Below are 19,000 nucleotides of genomic sequence, written 5' to 3'. Positions count from 1 at the left end.
ACCATGAGCACCACATTCANNCTCAANGGGCAAAAGGTCACTCTGGAGGTGACCGACGACACCCCGCTGCTCTGGGGCATTCGCGANGACGCCGGCATGACCGGCACCAAGTTCGGCTGNGGCATCGGCCTGTGCGGCGCCTGCACCGTGNTGGTCAACGGCCGGGCCACCCGCTCCTGCATTACGCCGNTCAGNCAGGTGGCCGGGGCCGAGGTCACCACCATCGANGGGCTGGACGANAACGGCCAGCACCCCCTGCAGAAAGCCTGGGTGGAAACCCAGACGCCNCANTGCGGTTACTGCCAGTCCGGGCAGATCATGCAGGCCGCGGCCATGCTCAAGGATTTTCCCAACCCCACCGATGAGCAGATCGACCAGGTGATGAGCGGCAACCTGTGCCGCTGCATGGCCTATGTGCGNATTCGGGAAGCCATCAAAATNGCCGCCANCGANATGCGCGGCGGTGTCCAGATNCAGGAGGGTGCCTCCAATGAATAAGCTATTTCGCTCCTTGCTCAACCCCGATGTGGGCGCGGTCAATCACGGCCCCAGNCTGAGCCGCCGCGGCTTTCTGATCGGCGCCGCCGGTGCCGGCATCACCCTCGCCTTTTANCGCCCCGGGNTGAGNTTNGCCCANCCGGAAGAGGTNATTGAAAACCANACCTTTGAGCCNACCATCTGGTATCAGATCGAAAATGACGGGCGCATNATCGTCAANATTGCCGAGGCCGAAATGGGCCAGCATGTGGGCACNGCCCTGGCCCGCATTGTCGCGGANGAACTGGANGCCGANTGGTCCAAAGTNGANCTGCANCATGTCGACAGCGATCCCAAATGGGGNCTGATGGTCACCGGTGGCAGNTGGTCGGTNTGGCANAACTTCATGCCCCTCAGTCGCGCCGGNGCCGCCGGTCGGCAAGTGTTAATTGAAGAGGGCGCCAAACTGCTCGGCGTCAACGCCAGTCAGTGCCGCGCGCGCAACAGCGAAGTGATCGCGGGCAACCGCTCCATCAGCTACGCCGAGATCGTTCAGCGTGGCAACATGTCCCGCTCCTTCAGCGAAGACGAACTGGAAAAAATCCAGGTCAAAAAACCCGAAGACCGCCGCCTGATCGGTCAGGAAGCCCAGGCACTGGATATNCCCGATAAAACCGATGGNTCCAGTGTGTACGGCATCGATGCCACCGTCGAAAACATGGTGTACGGTCGGCCGCTGATTCCGCCNACCCGCTACGGTGCCAAGATCAACAGCATCGACGACAGCGAGGCGAAAAACGTCGAGGGTTACCTGCAGACCATTCAACTGAATGACCCGACCGACACCGTGCCCGGTTGGGCGGTGGTCATTGCCACCTCGTTTTACGCGGCGAGCAAAGCGGCCAGNAAAATCAAAGTGGACTGGACGCCGGGGGAAACCGCCAACGTCAGCGAGCAGGATATTCTCGATCGCGGTTTGGAATTGATTGAGAAAGGCGATGGCGGTGCACTGGTGGTGAATGAAGAAGGCGTGGACGACGCCTTCAGCAACGCCGATTCGGTGCTGGAAGAAGATTACATCGCCCACACCGTTTTGCACTTTCAACTGGAGCCGGTCAACGCCCTCGCCTACCAGAAAGACGGTATCTGGGAAATTCACACCGGCAACCAGTGGCAGTCCCTGATTCTGCCGACGCTGGCCAACGCGCTGGATGTACCGGAAAACAAAGTCATCATGCGTACNTATATGCTCGGCGGTGGTTTTGGTCGCCGGCTCAATGGCGACTACGCGGTGCCCGCCGCTCTGGCCTCAAAAGCGCTGAACCGCCCGGTGAAGCTGGTGTTCACCCGGGAAGACGACGCGCGCTTTGACTCGGTGCGCTCCCCCGCCTACCAGCGGGTGCGCATGGCCTTTGATGCCGAGGGCAACCCCACCGGCATGGAGCACCACGCCACCGCCGGCTGGCCCACACAGGTGATGGTGCCGGGCTTTATGCCCGCGGCCACCAACGGTGNGAAGTACGACCCCTTCGCCATTCAGGGCGCCGCTCACTGGTATTCGGTGGGGGCGCATCGGTTGCGGGCCATTTCNAACGANCTGGCCAATAAAACCTTCCGCCCCGGCTGGCTGCGCTCGGTGGGCTCGGGCTGGGTAAACTGGGCCNTGGAATCCTTTATGGACCAGGCGGCCCGCAAGGCCGGGAAAGACCCGATTGAGTTCCGTCTGGCCCTGCTGAAAGCGGAAGGCAAAAACGCCGGCGAAGCCCCCAACTCGGTGGGCGGCGCCAACCGTCAGGCGAATGTNCTGCGCCGGGTNCGGGAAATTTCCGAGTGGGGTCAGGANATGCCNGCNGANACCGGCCTCGGNGTGGCCACCACTTACGGCCAGGAGCGCAACATGCCGACCTGGACGGCTTGNGTCGCCAAGGTGCATGTGGATCGCAATACCGGCAAGGTGACGCTGCAGAAGCTGACGCTGGTGACCGATGCTGGCACGGTGGTGCATCCGGATGGTGCCCGTGCGCAGGTGGAAGGCGCGGCTTTGTGGGGTGCCAGTATGGCGCTGCATGAGGGTACGGTGTTTGAGAAGGGTGAGGTGAAGGATCAGAACCTGAATACTTATTCGCCGATGCGGATTCGCGATGTGCCGGAGATTGAGATGGAGTTTGTGGACAGTACGGAGTTGTCGGTAGGCTTGGGTGAGCCGGCAACCACGGTGGTCGGTCCGGCGATTGGCAACGCGATTTTCGCGGCGGTCGGAGTACGGATGACGGAGATTCCGATTCGACGCGAAGCGGTGTTGGCGGCGTTGAAGGCTTAGCTTACTGACTCTTTAATCCGATAGTCCGGTACGGGAAGGGGGACGTTGTTTCCAGACACGCCGTGAATACATCCATGTAGGCTCGGATCGCGGGTCCCCCGCTCTACGGTCTGGAAACAACGTCCCCCTTCCCGCACCTCAGTGCTTCGAATCCAGTTTGGCAGTACAATGCTTTAGACATCATCGTAGGGTGGATAAGGCCGAAGGCCGTCATCCACCGCTTACCACTGTAATGAAAAAAACCGATGGTGGATGACGCGCTATGCGCTTATCCACCCTACGATAGTTTAAGCCTTTCCCAAGTCACTTGGCCGATCGACGTCCCGCAACACCCCAACATCCGAAACAGGAACCAGATGGCAGCAGCTGTGGTGTTTTCTGATGATGGTGCGGGCACCGAGGTCGCCGTGGAGGTTGGCCAGCTCGGGCCAGAAGTGGCGGCCGAATAGTACCGGGTGGCCCGCATTGCCATCGTAGACCGGGCGGATGATCGTGTCTTCCGTTGCGTGGTTCAACAACTCGCTGAACGCATCCGGTTTGATCCAGGGCATATCACCGAGAAGAACCGCCGCTGCAGTGGCGTCTTTGTTGTTTACCCGTAAGTGGTGAAACGCGGCGGCGATGCTGGTGCCCAGACCGATGGGTTCTTCGGGAGCATAAATGACCGGCTCCGTCCCCAGCCCAAGATCGCGCTCTTCATCGTCGGAGCGGAGTACCACATAAAACGCTTCAAACACTGATCGGGTCATGGCAACCGTTGCCTGAAGTAGTGTCTGGCCTTCCGTGAGCTGGGCCCGGCGTTTGTCCGCGCCGAACCGGGTGGAGTAGCCGGCGGCCATGATCAGGCCGACGACATTGCTAGAGGGGGTGACACTAGAGGGCATGGCGCGGTCGGCCCCGGTGCACTCGGATGATGTCGGCCATGACGGCCAGGGCGATTTCGGCGGGGGTTTTGCTGCCGATGGCCAGGCCGATCGGCATGTGCAGACGCTCGATGTCCGCGTCGTTCAGGCCACCGGAGCGGCGCAGGCGTTCGGCGCGGTTGGCGGAGGTTTTGCGCGAGCCCATGACGCCGATGTAAAACGCCTCGGTGCGCACCGCTTCCATCATCGCCAGGTCGTCGATTCTCGGATCGTGGGTCAGAGCCACTACCGCCGTGGCGGCATGGGCGTGCTGCTCGATGTAGAGCGATGGCAGGACGGCCTCGACATTGACCCCCGGCACGTTAAAGGTGGCTACTTCGTCATCGCGCGGATCGCACACAATCACATCAAATCCCAGTGCCTGGGCAAACTCGGCGCAGGCAGCGGACACCGGGCTGATGCCGGCGATGATCAAGCGCAGCGTGGGGCCGACCCGGATGCGCACGGCCTGTTCATCACGCTCCACTCGCGGACCGAGGGCCGAGCCCTCGACAAAGGTCGATTCACCATTGTCCAGCAGCACCGAGCGGATCAACGATTGCTGACCCCGCATTGCCTCTCGCAACGTCTGAAGATGCGCGCGGTGTTCTTCCGTCGGGGTCAGTCGTTCAATCAGAACGTCGAGCACCCCACCGCAGGGAAGCGTGACCTTTGGGCCGGAGACTTCATCGTTGCCATAGCGGATCTGGGACAACGGCTGATGAAAATCACCGGCGCGCAGTCGGGCCAGAAAGTCTTCCTCGACACAACCACCGGACAGTGAGCCCACGTGTTGACCGTCCGAGCGGGCCACCATCATGGAGCCGGGTTCGCGTGGCGAGGAGCCGAAGGTGGCGAGAACGGTGCACAGCCAGATGGGTTGGTTATTGTCCAGCCATTGTAGGGCCCGTTCGATGACTTGCAGGTCGAGGTGTTGCATGGTTTTTTCGCTTTGTTTCGGGTTTGGTTACAGCATAGCGGAGTTGTGTCGTATTGTCGTGGTTGTGGAGTGTTATTCGCTGGCACCATACTTTAAGATGACTCATTCAATTAACGCATTTTATTCACCCTATGCCCTCATCCCTACCCCTGGTTTATCACCCGGCCTACAGCTTCCCTTTCCCGGAGCGACACCGGTTTCCGATGGCGAAGTTTGGCCTGCTGGCCGAGCACCTGCGCCGCATCGGTCTGCTGCGCCCGGAGAACAGCTTTCGGCCCGGGCCCTGCAAGCCGCTGTGGTTGGAGCAGACCCACTGCCCGGACTACCTGCAGCGCTTTATCTCTCGGGCCCAGTCACCTCGGGAACTTCGGCAGATGAACCTGCCCTGGAGCGAGGGGTTGCTCAAGCGCACGCTGATTGCGCCCTCGGGCACGGTGCTGGCCGCACAGCTGGCACTTCATACCGGCCTGGCCTGCCATCTGGCCGGCGGCACTCACCACGCACACTATGACTACGCCTCGGGCTTCTGCATTCTGAACGATCTGGCGATAGCCGCAAAGGTGCTGATTCGCCAGAGCGGTGTCGGGCGGGTGCTGATTTTTGACTGCGACGTCCATCAGGGGGACGGCACCGCCGCACTGCTGGCGGATGAGCCCCACGCCTTTACCTGTTCGCTGCACTGCGACAATAACTTTCCGTTCGACAAACAGCGCAGTGATCTCGATGTGCCGCTGCCCGATGGCATGGGGGATGAGGATTATCTGCGGGTGGTGATGGACACTCTCGAACAGGTACTTACGGATTTTCAGCCCGATATCGTCCTCTATGATGCGGGGGTAGACGTCTATGCCGGAGACCCGCTCGGGAGGCTGAACATTACGGAGGCGGGCATTCGAGAGCGGGATCGGCGGGTGTTGAGTGAATTGCTTAAGCGGGATATTCCGGTGGCGACGGTGATTGGGGGCGGTTACGATGATGACCGGTTGGCATTGGCGCGGCGCCATGGGATTGTGGTGGAGGAAGCGGCGAAGTTGCGGGGGTGATGTGGTTGGCGGAGAGTCGGTTACGGCGGATGCGGGAAAGTGTGGGAACGGCGGATGCGCCTTCGGCTTATCCGCCCTACGGATAGCATGGCGGTCGGCGTAGGGCGGATAAGCGAAGCGCATCCGCCGTTACCCAAGTGTGAAAAACACCAATGGTTTACAATAATACGTCAAACCAAAAAACAATGAACTGAGAGAGAGAAGTCAACCATGAAGATCGGATACCGTATCGTTGTATTTTTTATGCTATCACTGCTGGCGACCCTGCCTGTGCGGGCGGATATCGTCTATGAGATGACCGTCGCCCCGGACGGCAGCGGTGATTACGACACCATTCAGGCCGCGATCGATAACACCAAAGCCTTTCCCGACAAACGCATCACCATCCACATCAAGAACGGCACTTATCGGGAGAAGGTCCGTGTGTATGAGTGGAACCCGATGGTGTCTCTGATTGGCGAGGACGCCGGCAAGACCATCATCACCTGGGGCGATCACTTCAAGCAGATCGACAAGGGCCGCAATAGCACCTTCCACACCGCCACCCTGCAGGTAGATGGCGATGACTTCCACGGTGAAAATCTGACCATTGAAAATACCGCCGGCCCGGTGGGCCAGGCGGTCGCACTGGCGGTCAATGCCGATCGGGTGAGTTTTTACAACAGCCGCTTTCTCGGCCATCAGGATACGCTCTACCTGACCGGGGAAGGCAAACGGCAGTACTTCCGGAACTGTTATGTCGAAGGCACCACGGATTTTATTTTCGGTCGCGCCACGGCGGTGTTCGACCACTGCCAGATCCACTCGAAAAGTGATTCTTATATCACGGCGGCCTCGACACCGGAGGGCATCTCCCACGGCTTTGTGTTTCTGAACGCAACACTCACCGCCGCCGAGGGTGTAGATGAGGTTTACCTCGGGCGCCCCTGGCGAGACTTTGCCCGCACGGTGTTTATCAACACCGACATGGGGCCACACATCAAGCCCGAGGGCTGGCATAACTGGTCCAAGCCGGACGCGGAGCACACCGTACTTTACGGTGAGTACGACAGCCGCGGACCAGGCGCGCAGCCCGACAAGCGGGTGAAATGGCAAACCACTTTGAGTGACGAACAGGCCGGCGATTACACGCTGGAGACAATTCTCGGTGAGGATGGCTGGTATCGCGCTCGATAAGCCGACGATCCGAAGCGGTGCTTAGGCGTTCGCAAGCACCGCACGGCCGCGTCGCTGCGGGCCCCAGAGGCAGGTCAGCAGCAGAATAAGCCCGGCCACGGTGGCGATCATGCCGGCGGCGCTCAGCGACATATCCAGCCCCAGCGCGATCAGGCCGTAGCCCGCCAACCAGTAGCCCACGACGGCGGATATCAGGGCAAAGAGCTGACTCCAGGCGAGCTGTTTGCCCAGGTGATTGGTCATCAGGCGGGCAGCCGCCGCCGGGCAGATGAACATGGCGATCACGATAATGGAGCCCACCGCTTCAAAGGCCGCGATGGCCGCCACCGCCACCATGGTGACCAGCAGAAGATCCACCAGCGCCGGGCGGGCGCGGATGCTGGCGGCGAATTCCGAATCAAAACTTCCCAGAATCAAGTGACGGCGGAACACCACCACGAACACCAGTACCACCAGTGCCACCCCCCCGACACGAGCCAGTTGCGGTGGCAGAGTGGCCAGCGCCGCCGGATCAACCAGGGATGAAAGACCGACGCCTTCAAACCAGATCAGACTCTCCAGATTTCCGTATAGGGCGTGCTGCACATCAATGTGTACGCCGCTGGCCTGACTCACTTCCAGCAACAGCACTCCCAGGGCAAACAGGCTGGTAAAGGTCACCCCCATGGCCGCACTGATTTCCACTCGCCCGAACCGGCGTATGGCGTCGATCATGGCCACCGTCACCAGTGCCGAGACCCCGGCACCCAGCATCATGGCCGTGGAGGCAATGGTGCCGGTAAGCAGAAAGCTGGCCACGATGCCCGGCAGGGCGACGTGACTGATGGCATCGCTGATCAGACTCTGCCGGCGCAATACCAGGAAGTTGCCCAACAGCGCACAGGTCATGCTGATAATGATGGCCACGGTCATGGGCACCAGGCTGAACATCATGAAATCGCTCATGCCCTACCCCCGCTCGCGAGCAACCGCTGTTCAAGCTCATCAATGGCATCCGGCGGCAAGACCCGTGCAATCGGATCCAGACCCGCATGCTCGCGGTGCAGGGCGTCGCCGGGATAGAGCCGGCGGTACAAGGCCCAGAGCCGCTCTTCATGCTCCGCCTCCCGGGCCGCCGCCCGCCCCTGGGCCGTGGCGACCCCATCGCGCCGGATGTGGCCCGCCCGACGTAACAACCGCAACGTGAGGCCATCAAAAATTGGCTCGTTGCGTGACATCGACAGCAGCCCCTGGCGCAAATGAACCCGCCGACGAAACCGCTGGTGGGCGAGCAAAGAGGCGAACACACCGCGACGCGGCGCGGCGAGGAACGACATCAGAAAAATCGCAAACGCCGACAAGACAATCAATGAGCCGGTGGGAAGACTCGCGCGCGCACTCGACAGGGTAACGCCCAGATAAGCCGCCAAGGCGCCCAGCACCGCCGCCAGCGCCACCATGCGCGGCGGCCGGTTGGTCCAGAAGCGAGCACTTACCGGCGGGGTGATGGTGAGTGCCACCACCAGAATCAACCCGGTCACCTTCAGGCCGATGACCACCACCGCCATCAACAACAGCAACAGTAACAGGTCTACCCGCCCGGTATTGACCCCCTGGGTTTGCGCAAACTCCGGATCAAAGCAGACCAACAAAAATTCCCGGCGCAAAATAAAGACCGCCAAGAGCAGCCCGAGCGCACAGGAGGCGATCAGCTTGGCCTCGACGGCCAACATTCCGGCAGTAGAACCCACCAGGTAGCCAGTCAGGCCCGATTGACCGGTGACGTTCATGGATTGAATGACCGTAATGAGGACCACACCGAAGGCAAAAAACGTGGACAGGACCGCCCCAATCGCTGCGTCTTCACCCAGACGGGTGCGGGCGCTGATCCACTGCACCAGCCAGAGTCCTAGGGCGGCACTCAACGCGGCGCCCAATAGCAGTCCGGGCAGCCAGCGACCATCACCCTGAACCGCACCTATCAGTACAAAGGCCATCGCCAACCCGGGGAGGGTGGCATGGGTGATGGCGTCGCTGACCAGGGAGCGTTTGCGCAACAGGACAAACGCACCGATCATGCCCGCCCCGGCGCCCAACAGCATGGCTCCCAGAGTCACCAGCGTGGTGTTATAGCCCGCCGAGAAAATGAGTGCCGGCCACCAGGCGTCCATCATGGCTCCTCCGAGACCGCCGGCACCAACCGCTCCAACTGCACCGGATTGAGGCGCCCGCCATAGGTGGCCTGAAGGTTCTCCGCCGTGAATACCTGATCGACCGGACCGGCGGCCACGCGCCGCACATTGAGCAGCAACACGTCATCGAAGTAATCTCGCACCGTGGACAGGTCGTGGTGAACACACAAGAGGGTTTTCCCCTCTTCGCGCAACTGCTTCAAGACCTCGACAATGGCCCGCTCGGTGGCCGCGTCCACCCCGGCGAAGGGTTCATCGAGAATGGTCAGCGCCGCGTTCTGGACCAGCGCCCGCGCCAGAAAGACCCGCTGCTGCTGACCACCAGACAGTTCACCGATCTGCCGATCCGCGAAGGCTTCCATCCCCACCCGCGTGAGACTTTCCATGGCCTTGTCGGTATGGCTGCGGCGGGTCAGCTGCCACCAGCGCAGTTTGCGAAACAGTCCCATGGTGACCACATCGAGCACGGTGGCCGGGAAGTCCCAATCGACGCTGTTGCGTTGCGGCACGTAGGCAATGTCTTCGGTCATCTGCGCCAGCGGTCGGCCAAAAACCCTTACATCCCCGGTCAGGCTGCGGGTGATACTGAGCGCGGCTTTGAGCAGGGTTGACTTGCCCGCGCCATTGGGGCCAACAATCGCGGTCATACGGCCTGGCTTCAGCAACAGGTCCACGGAGTAAACCACGGGCCGGTGGTCNTAACTGACGGTCAGNCCCTGAATCGATANNGGNCTGGCGGTCACGGCTTCACTGAGTTGNCCTTTGGCGTTCATTCCCTGGCCCCGGCGTGTTNCAGTTTCCCNAGCCGGCCACNGGACGGGACTTCACCGCCCANCGCACGGGCAATGGTACTGACGTTGTGATCGATCATTCCCAGCCAGGTACCTTCGTAGGTGCCGGCGGGCCCCATGGCATCGGAGTACAGNTCACCGCCAATGCGCACCGAGTGACCGCGCGCGGCGGCGCCCTCAATCANCGCCCGGACGTTCCGATCCGACACCGATGATTCGACAAAAATCGCCCCGATTTCGCGCTCGACCAACAGATCAACCAGCGCTTCGATTCGCGACAGACCGGCCTCGCTTTCCGTCGAGAAGCCCTGAATCCCCAGCACCTCGAATCCGTAGGCATCCCCAAAGTAGCCGAAGGCATCGTGAGCGGTNACCAACACCCGCTTACCTTCCGGGACNCTGCCCAACACCTGANNNGCGTAGTCATTGAGTGTTTCCAGCTCGCTCAGATAGGCNTCAGCGCGCTGGTCAAAGTAGGCTTTCTGNTCCGGGCGGAGCTCCANCAATGCGCTGCGCACCGCTTCAACCCCATAGCGCCAGCGNCCCGGGTCCATCCAGACGTGNGGATCCGACTGGTTCCGNTATTCNTCATCCGACAGACGCAAGCGCTCGGGNACNCCTTCCNCTACCGCGAANACCGGACGACGCTGGGCCAGACGNTCCAGGAACTCTTCCAACTGGGCCTCCAGGTAGAGGCCGTTCCAGAAAACGGCATCGGCCCGGCTGAGCGCGGTAATATCGCGGCGGGTCTGGCGGTACAGGTGCGGGTCCACCCCCGGCCCCATCAGCCCTTCGACANGCACGTGATCTCCCCCGACCTCACGCACCACATCCGCCACCATGCCGGTGGTCGCCACCACCTGTAGTCNTGACTCCGCCGCAACGGACAGCATTCCGCCAAACAGGCCGGTGATTAACAGTGCCGCCGAAAGGGCAACACGCTTGGTCAGCGTCACAAAAACTCCTCAGATCGTTCAATCAATAACAACAGACTATTCCTTTCACAGCCATTTGTTAATTTATCATACTTTATAGATACCATAGCTCAGGCAGAGGTGACCCGTTCAATGATCTGCCCCAGAGCGCNCTGCTCCGCCTCGGGCTGAAACAGGGGAGCTCGAGCCATCACCTGGTCCCTGAGCCGGCGCCNCCAGACCGGGTCTCGTTCGATACGCAACAGACACTCCCGCAGGGCGACGGTGTTGCCCATCGGGTAATAGCCCACGTAGTCCTCCCCGAGCAACCCACGGTTGCCGGCAATATCCGACGCAATGATTGGTAACCCGGCGACACAGGCCTCGCTGACCACATTGGCACCGCCCTCCATTCGGGAGCTGATGACCATGGCCCGCGCCCGCCCCATCCACTGCCTGACCCGCCAACGGGGCTGATCCCCCAGCCAGCGATAGCGCGGATTACGTCGCGCCTCNTCTTCGGCGGCCTCGGCCCAGTCCTCCGAGAGCGCACCGCCCAACTGCACGACTCTCAGCCGGGAATCCAGAGGAAGATCCCGCACGGCCATGGCCGCCCGCAGGGAGTCCTTCTCTTCCCGCAGGTGCCCCGCGACAAGAATGTCCACCGTGCGCCGAACCGCTTGAGGGACTCCGGGCGGCAGCGGCTCGGCGGACTGATGCACCACATGCAACTTCGGCCAGTAACGCTCGGGCAGGTCCTCCTCCAGACAGTCGTGCAAGCCGATCAGAGCATCCGCCGCATCCAGGCTGGCGTAAACTGTCTCGGGCTCGCTGACCTGAAACCGGTACACGTCCGTTCCGGTCAGCACCACAACCAGCGGAGAGTCCGGATGGGCCCGCCTCCAGGCAAGGACGGCAGCGTGACTGCGCCAGGCGTGCAGGGCCAGAATCAGGTCCGGCGCACGGCCTGTCGGCGCATCCTCCGACAAATGAATCGAGACCCGATAGCCCAGGGGCCTCAACAATCCAGCCCAGCGGCTCGCCGTCGCACGGTTGCCGGCCCTGGAGCCCGGCGCCGCGGGCGTAATCAATGCGATGTGCCCCCGTTGTTTCACCATCACCACCTTTTGAACGATTTGCTGGCCGAAGATTAACACGACAGTCCAGCGCATATTCCGTTCATACGCCGCCGCGTGCGCCTCGGACGCGTCTGTTNACCCGGTATTCACGTATCGCGTAGTGGATCGGCCGGCACACTATACTCATCAGAGCACCCCGGACAGATCATCGGGATTCCGGTACCATACCGATTGAATGCCCATTCAGTTTTACTCACACCAGAGGATTTGACCATGTTAGGACGCAACCTCCTTCGCTTTGCCTTCACCGCTGTGGTGCTGGGCTTGACCTCCTTGGGTGCCAGTGCCCAGACCTTTGTGTTCACCGCCATTCCCGATGANGATGAAACCCGGCTTCAGGAGCGATTTCAGGCCGTGGCGGACTATCTGGAAGAGGANCTTGNGGTCGACGTGCGCTTTGTACCGGTCAAGTCTTACGCGGCAGCCGTGAGCGCCTTCCGCAACGACCAAGTACAACTGGCCTGGTTCGGTGCGCTTTCCGGGGTCCAGGCCCGGGAACGGGTACCCGGCTCCCAGGCTTTAGCCCAAGGGACCGAAGATCAGGCGTTTTACACCTATATTGTGGCCCACAAAAGCACCGGGCTTGAGCCCAACTCTGGGCTGACCGAGGCCATGCGGGGCATGACCTTCACCTTTGGCTCCAAAGGCTCCACCTCAGGCCGTCTGGTGCCCGAGTATTATATTCGCGAGGCCTTTGGTGAGGCGCCCGATGAGGTGTTCTCACGGGTCGGCTACAGCGGCAACCACAGTCGCACCGCATCCATGGTGGCCTCCGGCGCCTATCAACTGGGCGCGGTGAATTACACCGTGTGGGAAACCGAAATTGAAGCCGGCAATGTCGATCCGGACGAGGCTTTCGTGGTGTATAAAACCCCCAGCTACCCCAACTACCAGTGGAGCATTCGCGGTGACGTGGATGAGCGCTTTGGCGAAGGTTTTACCGAGAAAGTGCGAGCGGCGCTGATTGGCATGGACGACCCGGCGATGCTGGAAAGCTTCCCCCGCTCCGCGTTCGTGCCCGCGAGTAATGACAATTACGCGGTCATCCGTGACGTGGCCAAAGAAATCGGTCTGCTGGACTGATGACGGCGCTGTCCCTGACCGATGTGGTCGCCGACTACGGCGACCTGCGCGTACTCGGCCCTCTCAGCCTTGATGTGGTGCGCGGTCAGACTGTGGCCCTGGTGGGCAAGAGCGGCGCGGGCAAGTCCACTCTGCTTAGTCTGATGTACCAGCAGTGGCGCCCCCTGGGCGCGGCGTTGATGCCCCAGGACCTCGGGCTGGTTCCGGCCCTGAGCGTGTTTCACAACGTCTATATGGGCGGGCTGAAGCGGCACTCCACGACCCACAACCTGTTGTCTCTGCTACGCCCGTTCAAGCGGGATATCGAGCAGATCCGCCCGATCCTGGAAACCCTCGACATCGACCACAAATGCTGGACCGCAACCGGGGAGCTTTCCGGTGGTCAGCGCCAGCGCGTGGCGGCGGCGCGGGTCATTCACCAGAAAGGTGAAATCCTGTTGGCGGATGAGCCGGCGTCGGCCCTCGATGGCCCCATGGTGGAACGGGTCCTGGCGGCACTCACCGACGCCTACCCCACGTCAGTGCTCGCCATGCACGATGTCGAACTGGCCCTGCACTTTGCCGATCGGGTGGTGGGTATCGCCGACGGCGGCATTGCCCTGGACGAACCCCGCGATCGTCTGCAGGCCAGTGACCTGCTGACGCTGTACTGAGTCGGGTAACGGGCTGTTTATGTGGCGATCCGCAAGTGTAAGAACCAGTCTGGCTTTTGTCGCGCTGGCCCTGGCCTGTCTGTTTGTCGCCGACCTGGGCATCAGCGCCCACGATCCCTGGGGTGAGTTGGACCGACTGTTTTCCGGGCTGATTCGCCCCGACTTCACCCAGACTGATTACCTCGGCGAGGCGCTGGTCCGAACCCTCGCCTTTGCTTTTGTCGGCGTGGGGCTGGGCGCGACCGCCGGGCTGCTGTTGGCTCTGGTATTTAGCTCAAAAATCGTGCGCACTTTTTGCGCCTTTATTCGGGCCATTCACGAACTTTTCTGGGCGCTGATCTTTCTGCAGTTTTTCGGCCTGCATCCGCTGACCGGGGTGCTCGCCATTGCCATTCCCTATGCGGGCGTATTCGGCAAGGTCTACGCCGAAATACTGGAGGAAACTGACCCGCTACCGCACACCACCCTGCCCTTCGGCACGGGATCGGTCGTCGCCCTGGTGTACACCCGGTTCAGCCAGGCCTGGCCCCATCTGGTCACCTACACCGCCTACCGCCTGGAATGCGGCATCCGCTCCAGTGCGGTGCTGGGTTTTGTGGGCATGCCGACGCTGGGCTTCTATCTGGAATCGGCGTTTGCCCAGGGGCACTACGCCGTGGTGGGCGCGCTACTGTTACTGTTCTATGTGCTGATCAGCACCCTGCGCCTGTGGGCCCGTCCGAAACTGATTCCCCTGTATCTGATCGCCGCACCGTTTCTGCTCGGCAGCGGCCTGCCGATTCGCTGGCAAAACGTCACCCGTTTTTTCACCGAGGACATAGTGCCCGCGCCCCTGCACAACGGTGAGGGGCTGGAGGGATTGTGGCTTTGGCTGGCGGAACTGTTCAGCACCCAGGCACTGCCGGGTATCTGGAATACTCTGGTGCTCACCCAGATTGCCCTGGTACTGACCGGCATTCTGACATTGCTGTTGTATCCACTCGCCTCACGGCACTTTACCAATCGCCTGACCGGCCCCGTCGGCCATACGGTGCTGGTGGTGCTGCGCTCGACCCCGGAATATCTGCTGGCGTTTATTCTGTTGCAGCTCTGGGGCCCCTCCATGCTGCCGGCGGTGATCGCCCTGGCGGTGCATAACAGCGGTATCATTGGCCACCTGATCGGCCGGCGCACCAACGAAATCACCCTGCGCCCGGACGCCCCCCGAGGGGTCGAGCGCTACGGCTATGAACTGACGCCACGGATTTATGGCCCCTTCCTGGCATTCCTGTTTTACCGCTGGGAAATCATCATGCGCGAGACCGCCATTCTCGGGATTCTGGGTATTGCGACTCTCGGCTTTTATGTGGACAGCGCGATTCAGGAAATTCGCTTCGACCGGGCGATGGTGTTGATTTTGATTACCGCGTTGTTGAACATCGGGGTGGATATTTTGGCCCGGTGGTTGCGAGCGCGGTTGCGGTTAAGGCATACCGCGCAGAGTGAGCCTTGAGGTTTGCACCCGACCTACTGCATCAACGGCGAACCATCCACCTGGAAATCGTATCCCTCGATCTCCGCCTCCGCGATCAATACCTGAATGTACTGGGCAATCGCCTTGCGCCGGACTTTTTCATTCAGATACTCGGCGATCTTTTCCCGGGCCTGATCAAAGGTCAACGGTTTTCCCGGAATCTTGCGCTCGATGTACACCAGGTGAAACCCGTAGCGGGATTCCACCGGGCGGGGCATCAGGCCCGGCTCGGCGACGAACACCTGACGTTCGAACTCCGGAACGGTCTGGCCTTTGCTGAGCTGACCGAGGCTGCCACCGGTTTCTTTCGAGGGGCAGGAAGATTCCCGCTTGGCCAGTTTGCCAAAATCGGCACCGCCCTTGAGGATATCCAATAGGGCATCGGCGCGCATTTTGGCTTCGGCCCGTCCGGCGTCGTCTTCTTTCGGCACTGCCAGCAGAATGTGCTTTACCTCCAGCAGTGGCGAGGTTTCGAATTTGCCCGGGTTGGCCTCGAAATATTGCCGGCAATCTTCCTCTGAAGCATCGGGTATGGCCACTTCCTGCTCGATCAGGGCTTCGATGAAATCTTCATCGGAGCTTTCCACGGTGTCATCACTGACCGGAATGCCGAGCGTTTTGGCGCGCTGTCGAAACAGCTCACCGATGATCAGGGATTCGGCCGCTTTGAACATGGCCTCCCGCCGGGATTCCGCCGGGTGGTATTGCATTTCCGCGAGGACTTTGTCTTCGGGGATTTGGGTTTGGTTGACGGTGATCATGGTGTGAGTCCGTTTTAAGGTGGAGTCGGGGTTTTGGGTTTGGTAGAAAGATCGCGTTTGGGTTACGGCCGAGCGCAGCGGTATAGACCCGCGTAGGGCGGATCGGTCCGACGCATCGGAGCGAAGCGCATCCGCCGTAACCACACGTGATCTACATCGACGCTCTCGCCCGACGGCGAACCACCTGATAATTCCGGCCCAAATACTTCACCGGCACACTCAACAGATGCACCAGACGGGTAAAGGGGAACAACAGGAAGATGGTCAGCCCCAACACCAGGTGCGCTTTGAAGATCCAGTGCACACCGACAATGTATTCCGCACCACTCAACCCGCGCAGCAGGAAGANGCTCTGAGCCCAGTGCATCAGTTGCAGCATTACCGCGCCGTCCAGATGACCAACGGAGATGAAGATGGAAGCCAGGCCGAGCAACAACTGCGCCAACAGCAGGAACAACACCACGATATCCATGGGCTTGCTGTTGGGACGGATGCGCGGATGGAACAGGCGGCGCAGCGTCAATACCACCAGACCGAACAGACACAGCACCCCGAACAGGCCACCGGCCACCACGGCCAGGATCTGCTTGGCGCTGGCACTCACGCCCAACAGGTGCCACACCTCCACCGGGGTCAACAGCCCCACCAGATGACCAAAGAAAATGCCGATGATCCCGATGTGAAACGGAATGCTACCGATGCGCAGCCACTTCTTCTCCAGCAACTGACTGGAGCTGGCCTTCCAGGTGTACTGCTCCCGGTCGTACCGGATCCAGGTACCGATAAACATCACCGCCAGCGCAATATAGGGGTAGATGCCAAACGCGAATAGATGAAAAGTGGACATCATGCCTCCTGACGATTTTTTACTGGTTGAGGTTCCATCAGGTTCAGTATCTGCTCCTGATCCCGACGCTGGCCGGACTCCGGCCGGTATTGAACATTGCAGCCTTCNGCCTGGGCGTCCGGGCCGAAGNTNACGGCTTCTTCTTCCCACACCTTGTCCANCGCCTCGGGGGTATCNTCNCGGGCTTCACCGGCCACCTGCTCCCGGATCTNCTCGATGTTGACCCGATCGCCACACCANTGCAGCANCGCTTCNAACAGCGCNGCGTAGTTGGANTCNCGCTCNTTCANNCGAGCGGCGAGCAGGCCNAGNATNTGCTCCACNTCCTGCANTCCCGCGCGCGCGTTGTCCGGCCCCTGNGTGGACAGAAACTCCAGGTATAGAGGCAGATAGTCCGGCAGTTCGTTGGCGTCGATGGCCAGNCCCGCCTGCTGGTACTGGTTCATCAGGTCCACCATGGCNTGACCGCGATCCCGGGATTCGCCATGCACATGCTCGAACAACAGNAGCGACAGGGAACGACCGCGCTCAAACAGCGCATCGTACTCGGACTGCCAGTCCATCAGGTCACCNCNGGTGCGCTGCTCGACAAAGGCCAACAGCGCATCGCGCTGCTTGCCCTTGAGGTTCATACTGGCGACCAGAGCTTTGAGCTCGTCTTGAGCTTCCATCAACTCTGCCGTGGGGTACTCCATCAGCAGAGAAATAACGCGTAAACTTTTCATCGGTCTTTCTCCTAATCCTGCAGGATGGCAGGAATGATCTGGCGAACCCCGGCGCGATTGCCGCCGAACAGGCTGGTTTCGCTGGTGCCGTCCGCACAGCCATTACCGAAACTGAAACCGCAGTCGCCTTTCATGTCGTAGGCGTCTTCGGCGTAGGCCCGGTGACTGGTGGGAATCACGAAGCGATCTTCATAGTTGGCNATGGCCATATAGCGGTACATGTCTTCCACCTGGGCCACACTCAGACCGACCTGCTTGAGCACCTCGAGATCTTCCACGCCGTCCACATGCTGGGAGCGCTTGTAGGCGCGCATGGCGATCATCCGCTCCAGCGCTTCCACNACCGGCTGNTCTTCCCCGGCGGTNANCAGGTTGGCCAGGTANCGAATCGGAATCCGCAGGGATTTCAGNTCGGGAATTTCGCCATTCATGCCCACATGNCCNGCTTCNGCCGCACTCTGAATCGGTGACAGCGGCGGNACGTACCAGACCATGGGCAGGGTGCGGTATTCCGGGTGCANCGGCAGCGCCACTTTCCACTCAACCGCCATTTTGTAGGTGGGCGANTTCTGNGCNGCNTCGATCCAGCCCTGNGGAATNCCTTCGGCCTGAGCNGCNGCNATCACCGCCGGGTCGTTCGGGTCCAGGAAGATGTCCAGTTGCGCCTGGTACAGGTCCGCCTCGTTGGCCACACTGGCCGCCTCTTCGATGCGGTCCGCGTCGTACAGCANNACNCCCAGGTAGCGGATNCGNCCCACNCAGGTTTCCGAGCAGACNGTGGGCTGNCCCACTTCNATNCGCGGATAGCAGAAGGTACATTTCTCGGACTTACCGCTCTTCCAGTTGTAGTANATNTTCTTGTACGGACAGGCCGAGACACACATNCGCCAGCCNCGNCACTTNTCCTGATCAATGAGCACAATNCCGTCTTCCTCGCGCTTGTAGATNGCNCCNGANGGACANGANGANACACAGGCCGGGTTCAGGCAGTGCTCGCACAACCGGGGCAGGTACATCATGAAGGTNTTTTCAAACTGCCCGTAGATATCGGCCTGTACCTGATCGAAGTTCACGTCCTTACGACGCTTTTCAAACTCGGTGCCGAGNATCTCCTCCCAGTTCGGACCCCACTCGATTTTCTCCATCCGCTGACCGGANACCAGCGAGCGCGGACGNGCGGTCGGCTGGTGCTTTTTNTCACCGGCNGTGTGCAGGGTCTGNTAGTCAAAATCGAACGGCTCGTANTAGTCGTCAATNTCCGGCAGATCNGGNTTGGCGAACAGGTTNGCCAGTACCCGCAGCTTGCCGCCGATNCGNGGCTTGATNTTGCCTTTCTTGTCGCGTTTCCAGCCACCGTTCCACTTGTTCTGGTTTTCCCACTCTTTGGGNTANCCGACNCCGGGNTTGGTNTCNACGTTGTTAAACCAGGCGTACTCGACACCNTCGCGNGAGGTCCAGACGTTTTTNCAGGTCACTGAACAGGTGTGGCAACCAATGCACTTGTCCAGGTTCAGCACCATGCCGATTTGNGCTCTTACTTTCATN

At 60.8% G+C, this 19,000-nt stretch carries 18 protein-coding genes; 7 read left to right on the top strand and 11 right to left on the bottom strand.

Annotated features, from left to right (window positions below; genetic code table 11):
- Positions 1 to 3 precede the first annotated feature (3 nt).
- Together CMG77_RS01225 and CMG77_RS01220 are read left to right on the top strand one after the other, a co-directional pair.
- Positions 4 to 498, top strand: a complete 495-nt coding sequence (locus tag CMG77_RS01225; protein WP_286903474.1) for a (2Fe-2S)-binding protein — start codon at positions 4 to 6, stop codon at positions 496 to 498.
- A complete protein-coding gene (locus CMG77_RS01220) occupies positions 413 to 2,797 on the top strand; it encodes a xanthine dehydrogenase family protein molybdopterin-binding subunit (RefSeq protein WP_502691714.1) in 2,385 nt (794 codons plus the stop codon). The genes CMG77_RS01225 and CMG77_RS01220 overlap by 86 nt, the downstream gene beginning before the upstream one ends.
- Positions 2,798 to 3,084: 287 nt before the next feature.
- On the opposite strand, the gene CMG77_RS01215 is transcribed toward CMG77_RS01220, so the two are convergent.
- Together CMG77_RS01215 and CMG77_RS01210 are read right to left on the bottom strand one after the other, a co-directional pair.
- Complete coding sequence (locus CMG77_RS01215) at positions 3,085 to 3,681, bottom strand: nucleotidyltransferase family protein (protein ID WP_286807298.1); 597 nt, start codon at positions 3,679 to 3,681, stop codon at positions 3,085 to 3,087.
- Positions 3,671 to 4,639, bottom strand: coding sequence for an XdhC family protein (locus tag CMG77_RS01210; RefSeq protein WP_286807297.1), 969 nt, complete (start codon positions 4,637 to 4,639; stop codon positions 3,671 to 3,673). Before CMG77_RS01210 ends, CMG77_RS01215 begins: the two co-directional genes overlap by 11 nt.
- 131 nt (positions 4,640 to 4,770) lie before the next feature.
- Between CMG77_RS01210 and CMG77_RS01205 the strand changes: the two genes are divergently transcribed.
- Both CMG77_RS01205 and CMG77_RS01200 read left to right on the top strand, forming a co-directional pair.
- Positions 4,771 to 5,682: a histone deacetylase family protein gene (locus CMG77_RS01205; RefSeq protein ID WP_286807296.1), complete on the top strand. Its 912-nt coding sequence runs from the start codon at positions 4,771 to 4,773 to the stop codon at positions 5,680 to 5,682.
- Positions 5,683 to 5,892: 210 nt separating this feature from the next.
- The gene (locus tag CMG77_RS01200) at positions 5,893 to 6,858 is read left to right on the top strand and encodes a pectinesterase family protein (protein ID WP_286807295.1); all 966 of its coding nucleotides are present in this window, start codon (positions 5,893 to 5,895) and stop codon (positions 6,856 to 6,858) included.
- 21 nt (positions 6,859 to 6,879) lie between these two features.
- Here CMG77_RS01200 and CMG77_RS01195 read toward each other — a convergent pair whose 3' ends face one another.
- From CMG77_RS01195 to senB, 5 genes are all read right to left on the bottom strand, one after another.
- On the bottom strand, positions 6,880 to 7,803 hold the full coding sequence (locus CMG77_RS01195) for a metal ABC transporter permease (RefSeq protein ID WP_286903473.1): 924 nt from the start codon (positions 7,801 to 7,803) through the stop codon (positions 6,880 to 6,882).
- On the bottom strand, positions 7,800 to 9,011 hold the full coding sequence (locus tag CMG77_RS01190; protein WP_286807293.1) for a metal ABC transporter permease: 1,212 nt from the start codon (positions 9,009 to 9,011) through the stop codon (positions 7,800 to 7,802). The genes CMG77_RS01195 and CMG77_RS01190 overlap by 4 nt, the downstream gene beginning before the upstream one ends.
- Positions 9,008 to 9,802 carry a metal ABC transporter ATP-binding protein gene (locus CMG77_RS01185; protein ID WP_286903472.1) on the bottom strand — a complete coding sequence of 265 codons (795 nt, stop codon included), beginning with the start codon at positions 9,800 to 9,802 and terminating at the stop codon, positions 9,008 to 9,010. The genes CMG77_RS01190 and CMG77_RS01185 overlap by 4 nt, the downstream gene beginning before the upstream one ends.
- Positions 9,799 to 10,713 carry a metal ABC transporter solute-binding protein, Zn/Mn family gene (locus CMG77_RS01180; RefSeq protein WP_502691722.1) on the bottom strand — a complete coding sequence of 305 codons (915 nt, stop codon included), beginning with the start codon at positions 10,711 to 10,713 and terminating at the stop codon, positions 9,799 to 9,801. Before CMG77_RS01180 ends, CMG77_RS01185 begins: the two co-directional genes overlap by 4 nt.
- A 152-nt stretch (positions 10,714 to 10,865) precedes the next feature.
- Positions 10,866 to 11,852 (bottom strand): selenoneine biosynthesis selenosugar synthase SenB, encoded by a 987-nt coding sequence (gene senB, locus CMG77_RS01175; RefSeq protein WP_502691721.1) that lies wholly within the window; start codon positions 11,850 to 11,852, stop codon positions 10,866 to 10,868.
- 234 nt (positions 11,853 to 12,086) lie between these two features.
- Here senB and CMG77_RS01170 point away from each other — a divergent pair, with 234 nt between their 5' ends.
- Genes CMG77_RS01170 through CMG77_RS01160 form a run of 3 tightly spaced genes read left to right on the top strand, consistent with a single transcriptional unit; the run spans position 12,087 to position 15,101 of the window.
- On the top strand, positions 12,087 to 12,956 hold the full coding sequence (locus CMG77_RS01170) for a putative selenate ABC transporter substrate-binding protein (RefSeq protein ID WP_286903469.1): 870 nt from the start codon (positions 12,087 to 12,089) through the stop codon (positions 12,954 to 12,956).
- Complete coding sequence (locus tag CMG77_RS01165) at positions 12,956 to 13,609, top strand: ATP-binding cassette domain-containing protein (protein WP_286807288.1); 654 nt, start codon at positions 12,956 to 12,958, stop codon at positions 13,607 to 13,609. Before CMG77_RS01170 ends, CMG77_RS01165 begins: the two co-directional genes overlap by 1 nt.
- A gap of 19 nt (positions 13,610 to 13,628) precedes the next feature.
- Positions 13,629 to 15,101, top strand: a complete 1,473-nt coding sequence (locus CMG77_RS01160) for a PhnE/PtxC family ABC transporter permease (RefSeq protein WP_286807287.1) — start codon at positions 13,629 to 13,631, stop codon at positions 15,099 to 15,101.
- A 14-nt stretch (positions 15,102 to 15,115) separates the two neighbouring features.
- Here CMG77_RS01160 and CMG77_RS01155 read toward each other — a convergent pair whose 3' ends face one another.
- The 4 genes from CMG77_RS01155 to narH all read right to left on the bottom strand — a co-directional run bounded on the left by CMG77_RS01155 (position 15,116) and on the right by narH (position 18,999).
- A complete protein-coding gene (locus CMG77_RS01155) occupies positions 15,116 to 15,883 on the bottom strand; it encodes a peptidylprolyl isomerase (RefSeq protein WP_286807286.1) in 768 nt (255 codons plus the stop codon).
- A gap of 151 nt (positions 15,884 to 16,034) precedes the next feature.
- Complete coding sequence (gene narI, locus CMG77_RS01150; RefSeq protein WP_286903468.1) at positions 16,035 to 16,730, bottom strand: respiratory nitrate reductase subunit gamma; 696 nt, start codon at positions 16,728 to 16,730, stop codon at positions 16,035 to 16,037.
- Positions 16,730 to 17,425: a nitrate reductase molybdenum cofactor assembly chaperone gene (gene narJ, locus CMG77_RS01145; protein ID WP_502691720.1), complete on the bottom strand. Its 696-nt coding sequence runs from the start codon at positions 17,423 to 17,425 to the stop codon at positions 16,730 to 16,732. The genes narI and narJ overlap by 1 nt, the downstream gene beginning before the upstream one ends.
- Before the next feature lie 41 nt (positions 17,426 to 17,466).
- Complete coding sequence (narH, locus tag CMG77_RS01140; protein WP_286903466.1) at positions 17,467 to 18,999, bottom strand: nitrate reductase subunit beta; 1,533 nt, start codon at positions 18,997 to 18,999, stop codon at positions 17,467 to 17,469.
- Position 19,000: the final 1 nt, after the last annotated feature.

The organism is Marinimicrobium sp. (assembly GCF_002695945.1).
Classification (GTDB): Bacteria; Pseudomonadota; Gammaproteobacteria; order Pseudomonadales; family Cellvibrionaceae; genus Marinimicrobium; species Marinimicrobium koreense.
The sequence above is the reverse complement of the archived record's forward strand: the minus strand, read 5'-3'. Positions and strand labels throughout refer to the sequence as shown.

What these genes read in the sequence shown, in the direction of transcription:
- CMG77_RS01215 (WP_286807298.1), bottom strand. Translation starts at nt 3,681, where the DNA reads ATGCCCTCTAGTGTCACCCCCTCTAGCAATGTCGTCGGCCTGATCATG.
- CMG77_RS01155 (WP_286807286.1), bottom strand. Translation starts at nt 15,883, where the DNA reads ATGATCACCGTCAACCAAACCCAAATCCCCGAAGACAAAGTCCTCGCG.
- CMG77_RS01195 (WP_286903473.1), bottom strand. Translation starts at nt 7,803, where the DNA reads ATGAGCGATTTCATGATGTTCAGCCTGGTGCCCATGACCGTGGCCATC.
- CMG77_RS01165 (WP_286807288.1), top strand. Translation starts at nt 12,956, where the DNA reads ATGACGGCGCTGTCCCTGACCGATGTGGTCGCCGACTACGGCGACCTG.
- CMG77_RS01210 (WP_286807297.1), bottom strand. Translation starts at nt 4,639, where the DNA reads ATGCAACACCTCGACCTGCAAGTCATCGAACGGGCCCTACAATGGCTG.
- CMG77_RS01160 (WP_286807287.1), top strand. Translation starts at nt 13,629, where the DNA reads ATGTGGCGATCCGCAAGTGTAAGAACCAGTCTGGCTTTTGTCGCGCTG.
- CMG77_RS01200 (WP_286807295.1), top strand. Translation starts at nt 5,893, where the DNA reads ATGAAGATCGGATACCGTATCGTTGTATTTTTTATGCTATCACTGCTG.
- CMG77_RS01190 (WP_286807293.1), bottom strand. Translation starts at nt 9,011, where the DNA reads ATGATGGACGCCTGGTGGCCGGCACTCATTTTCTCGGCGGGCTATAAC.
- CMG77_RS01205 (WP_286807296.1), top strand. Translation starts at nt 4,771, where the DNA reads ATGCCCTCATCCCTACCCCTGGTTTATCACCCGGCCTACAGCTTCCCT.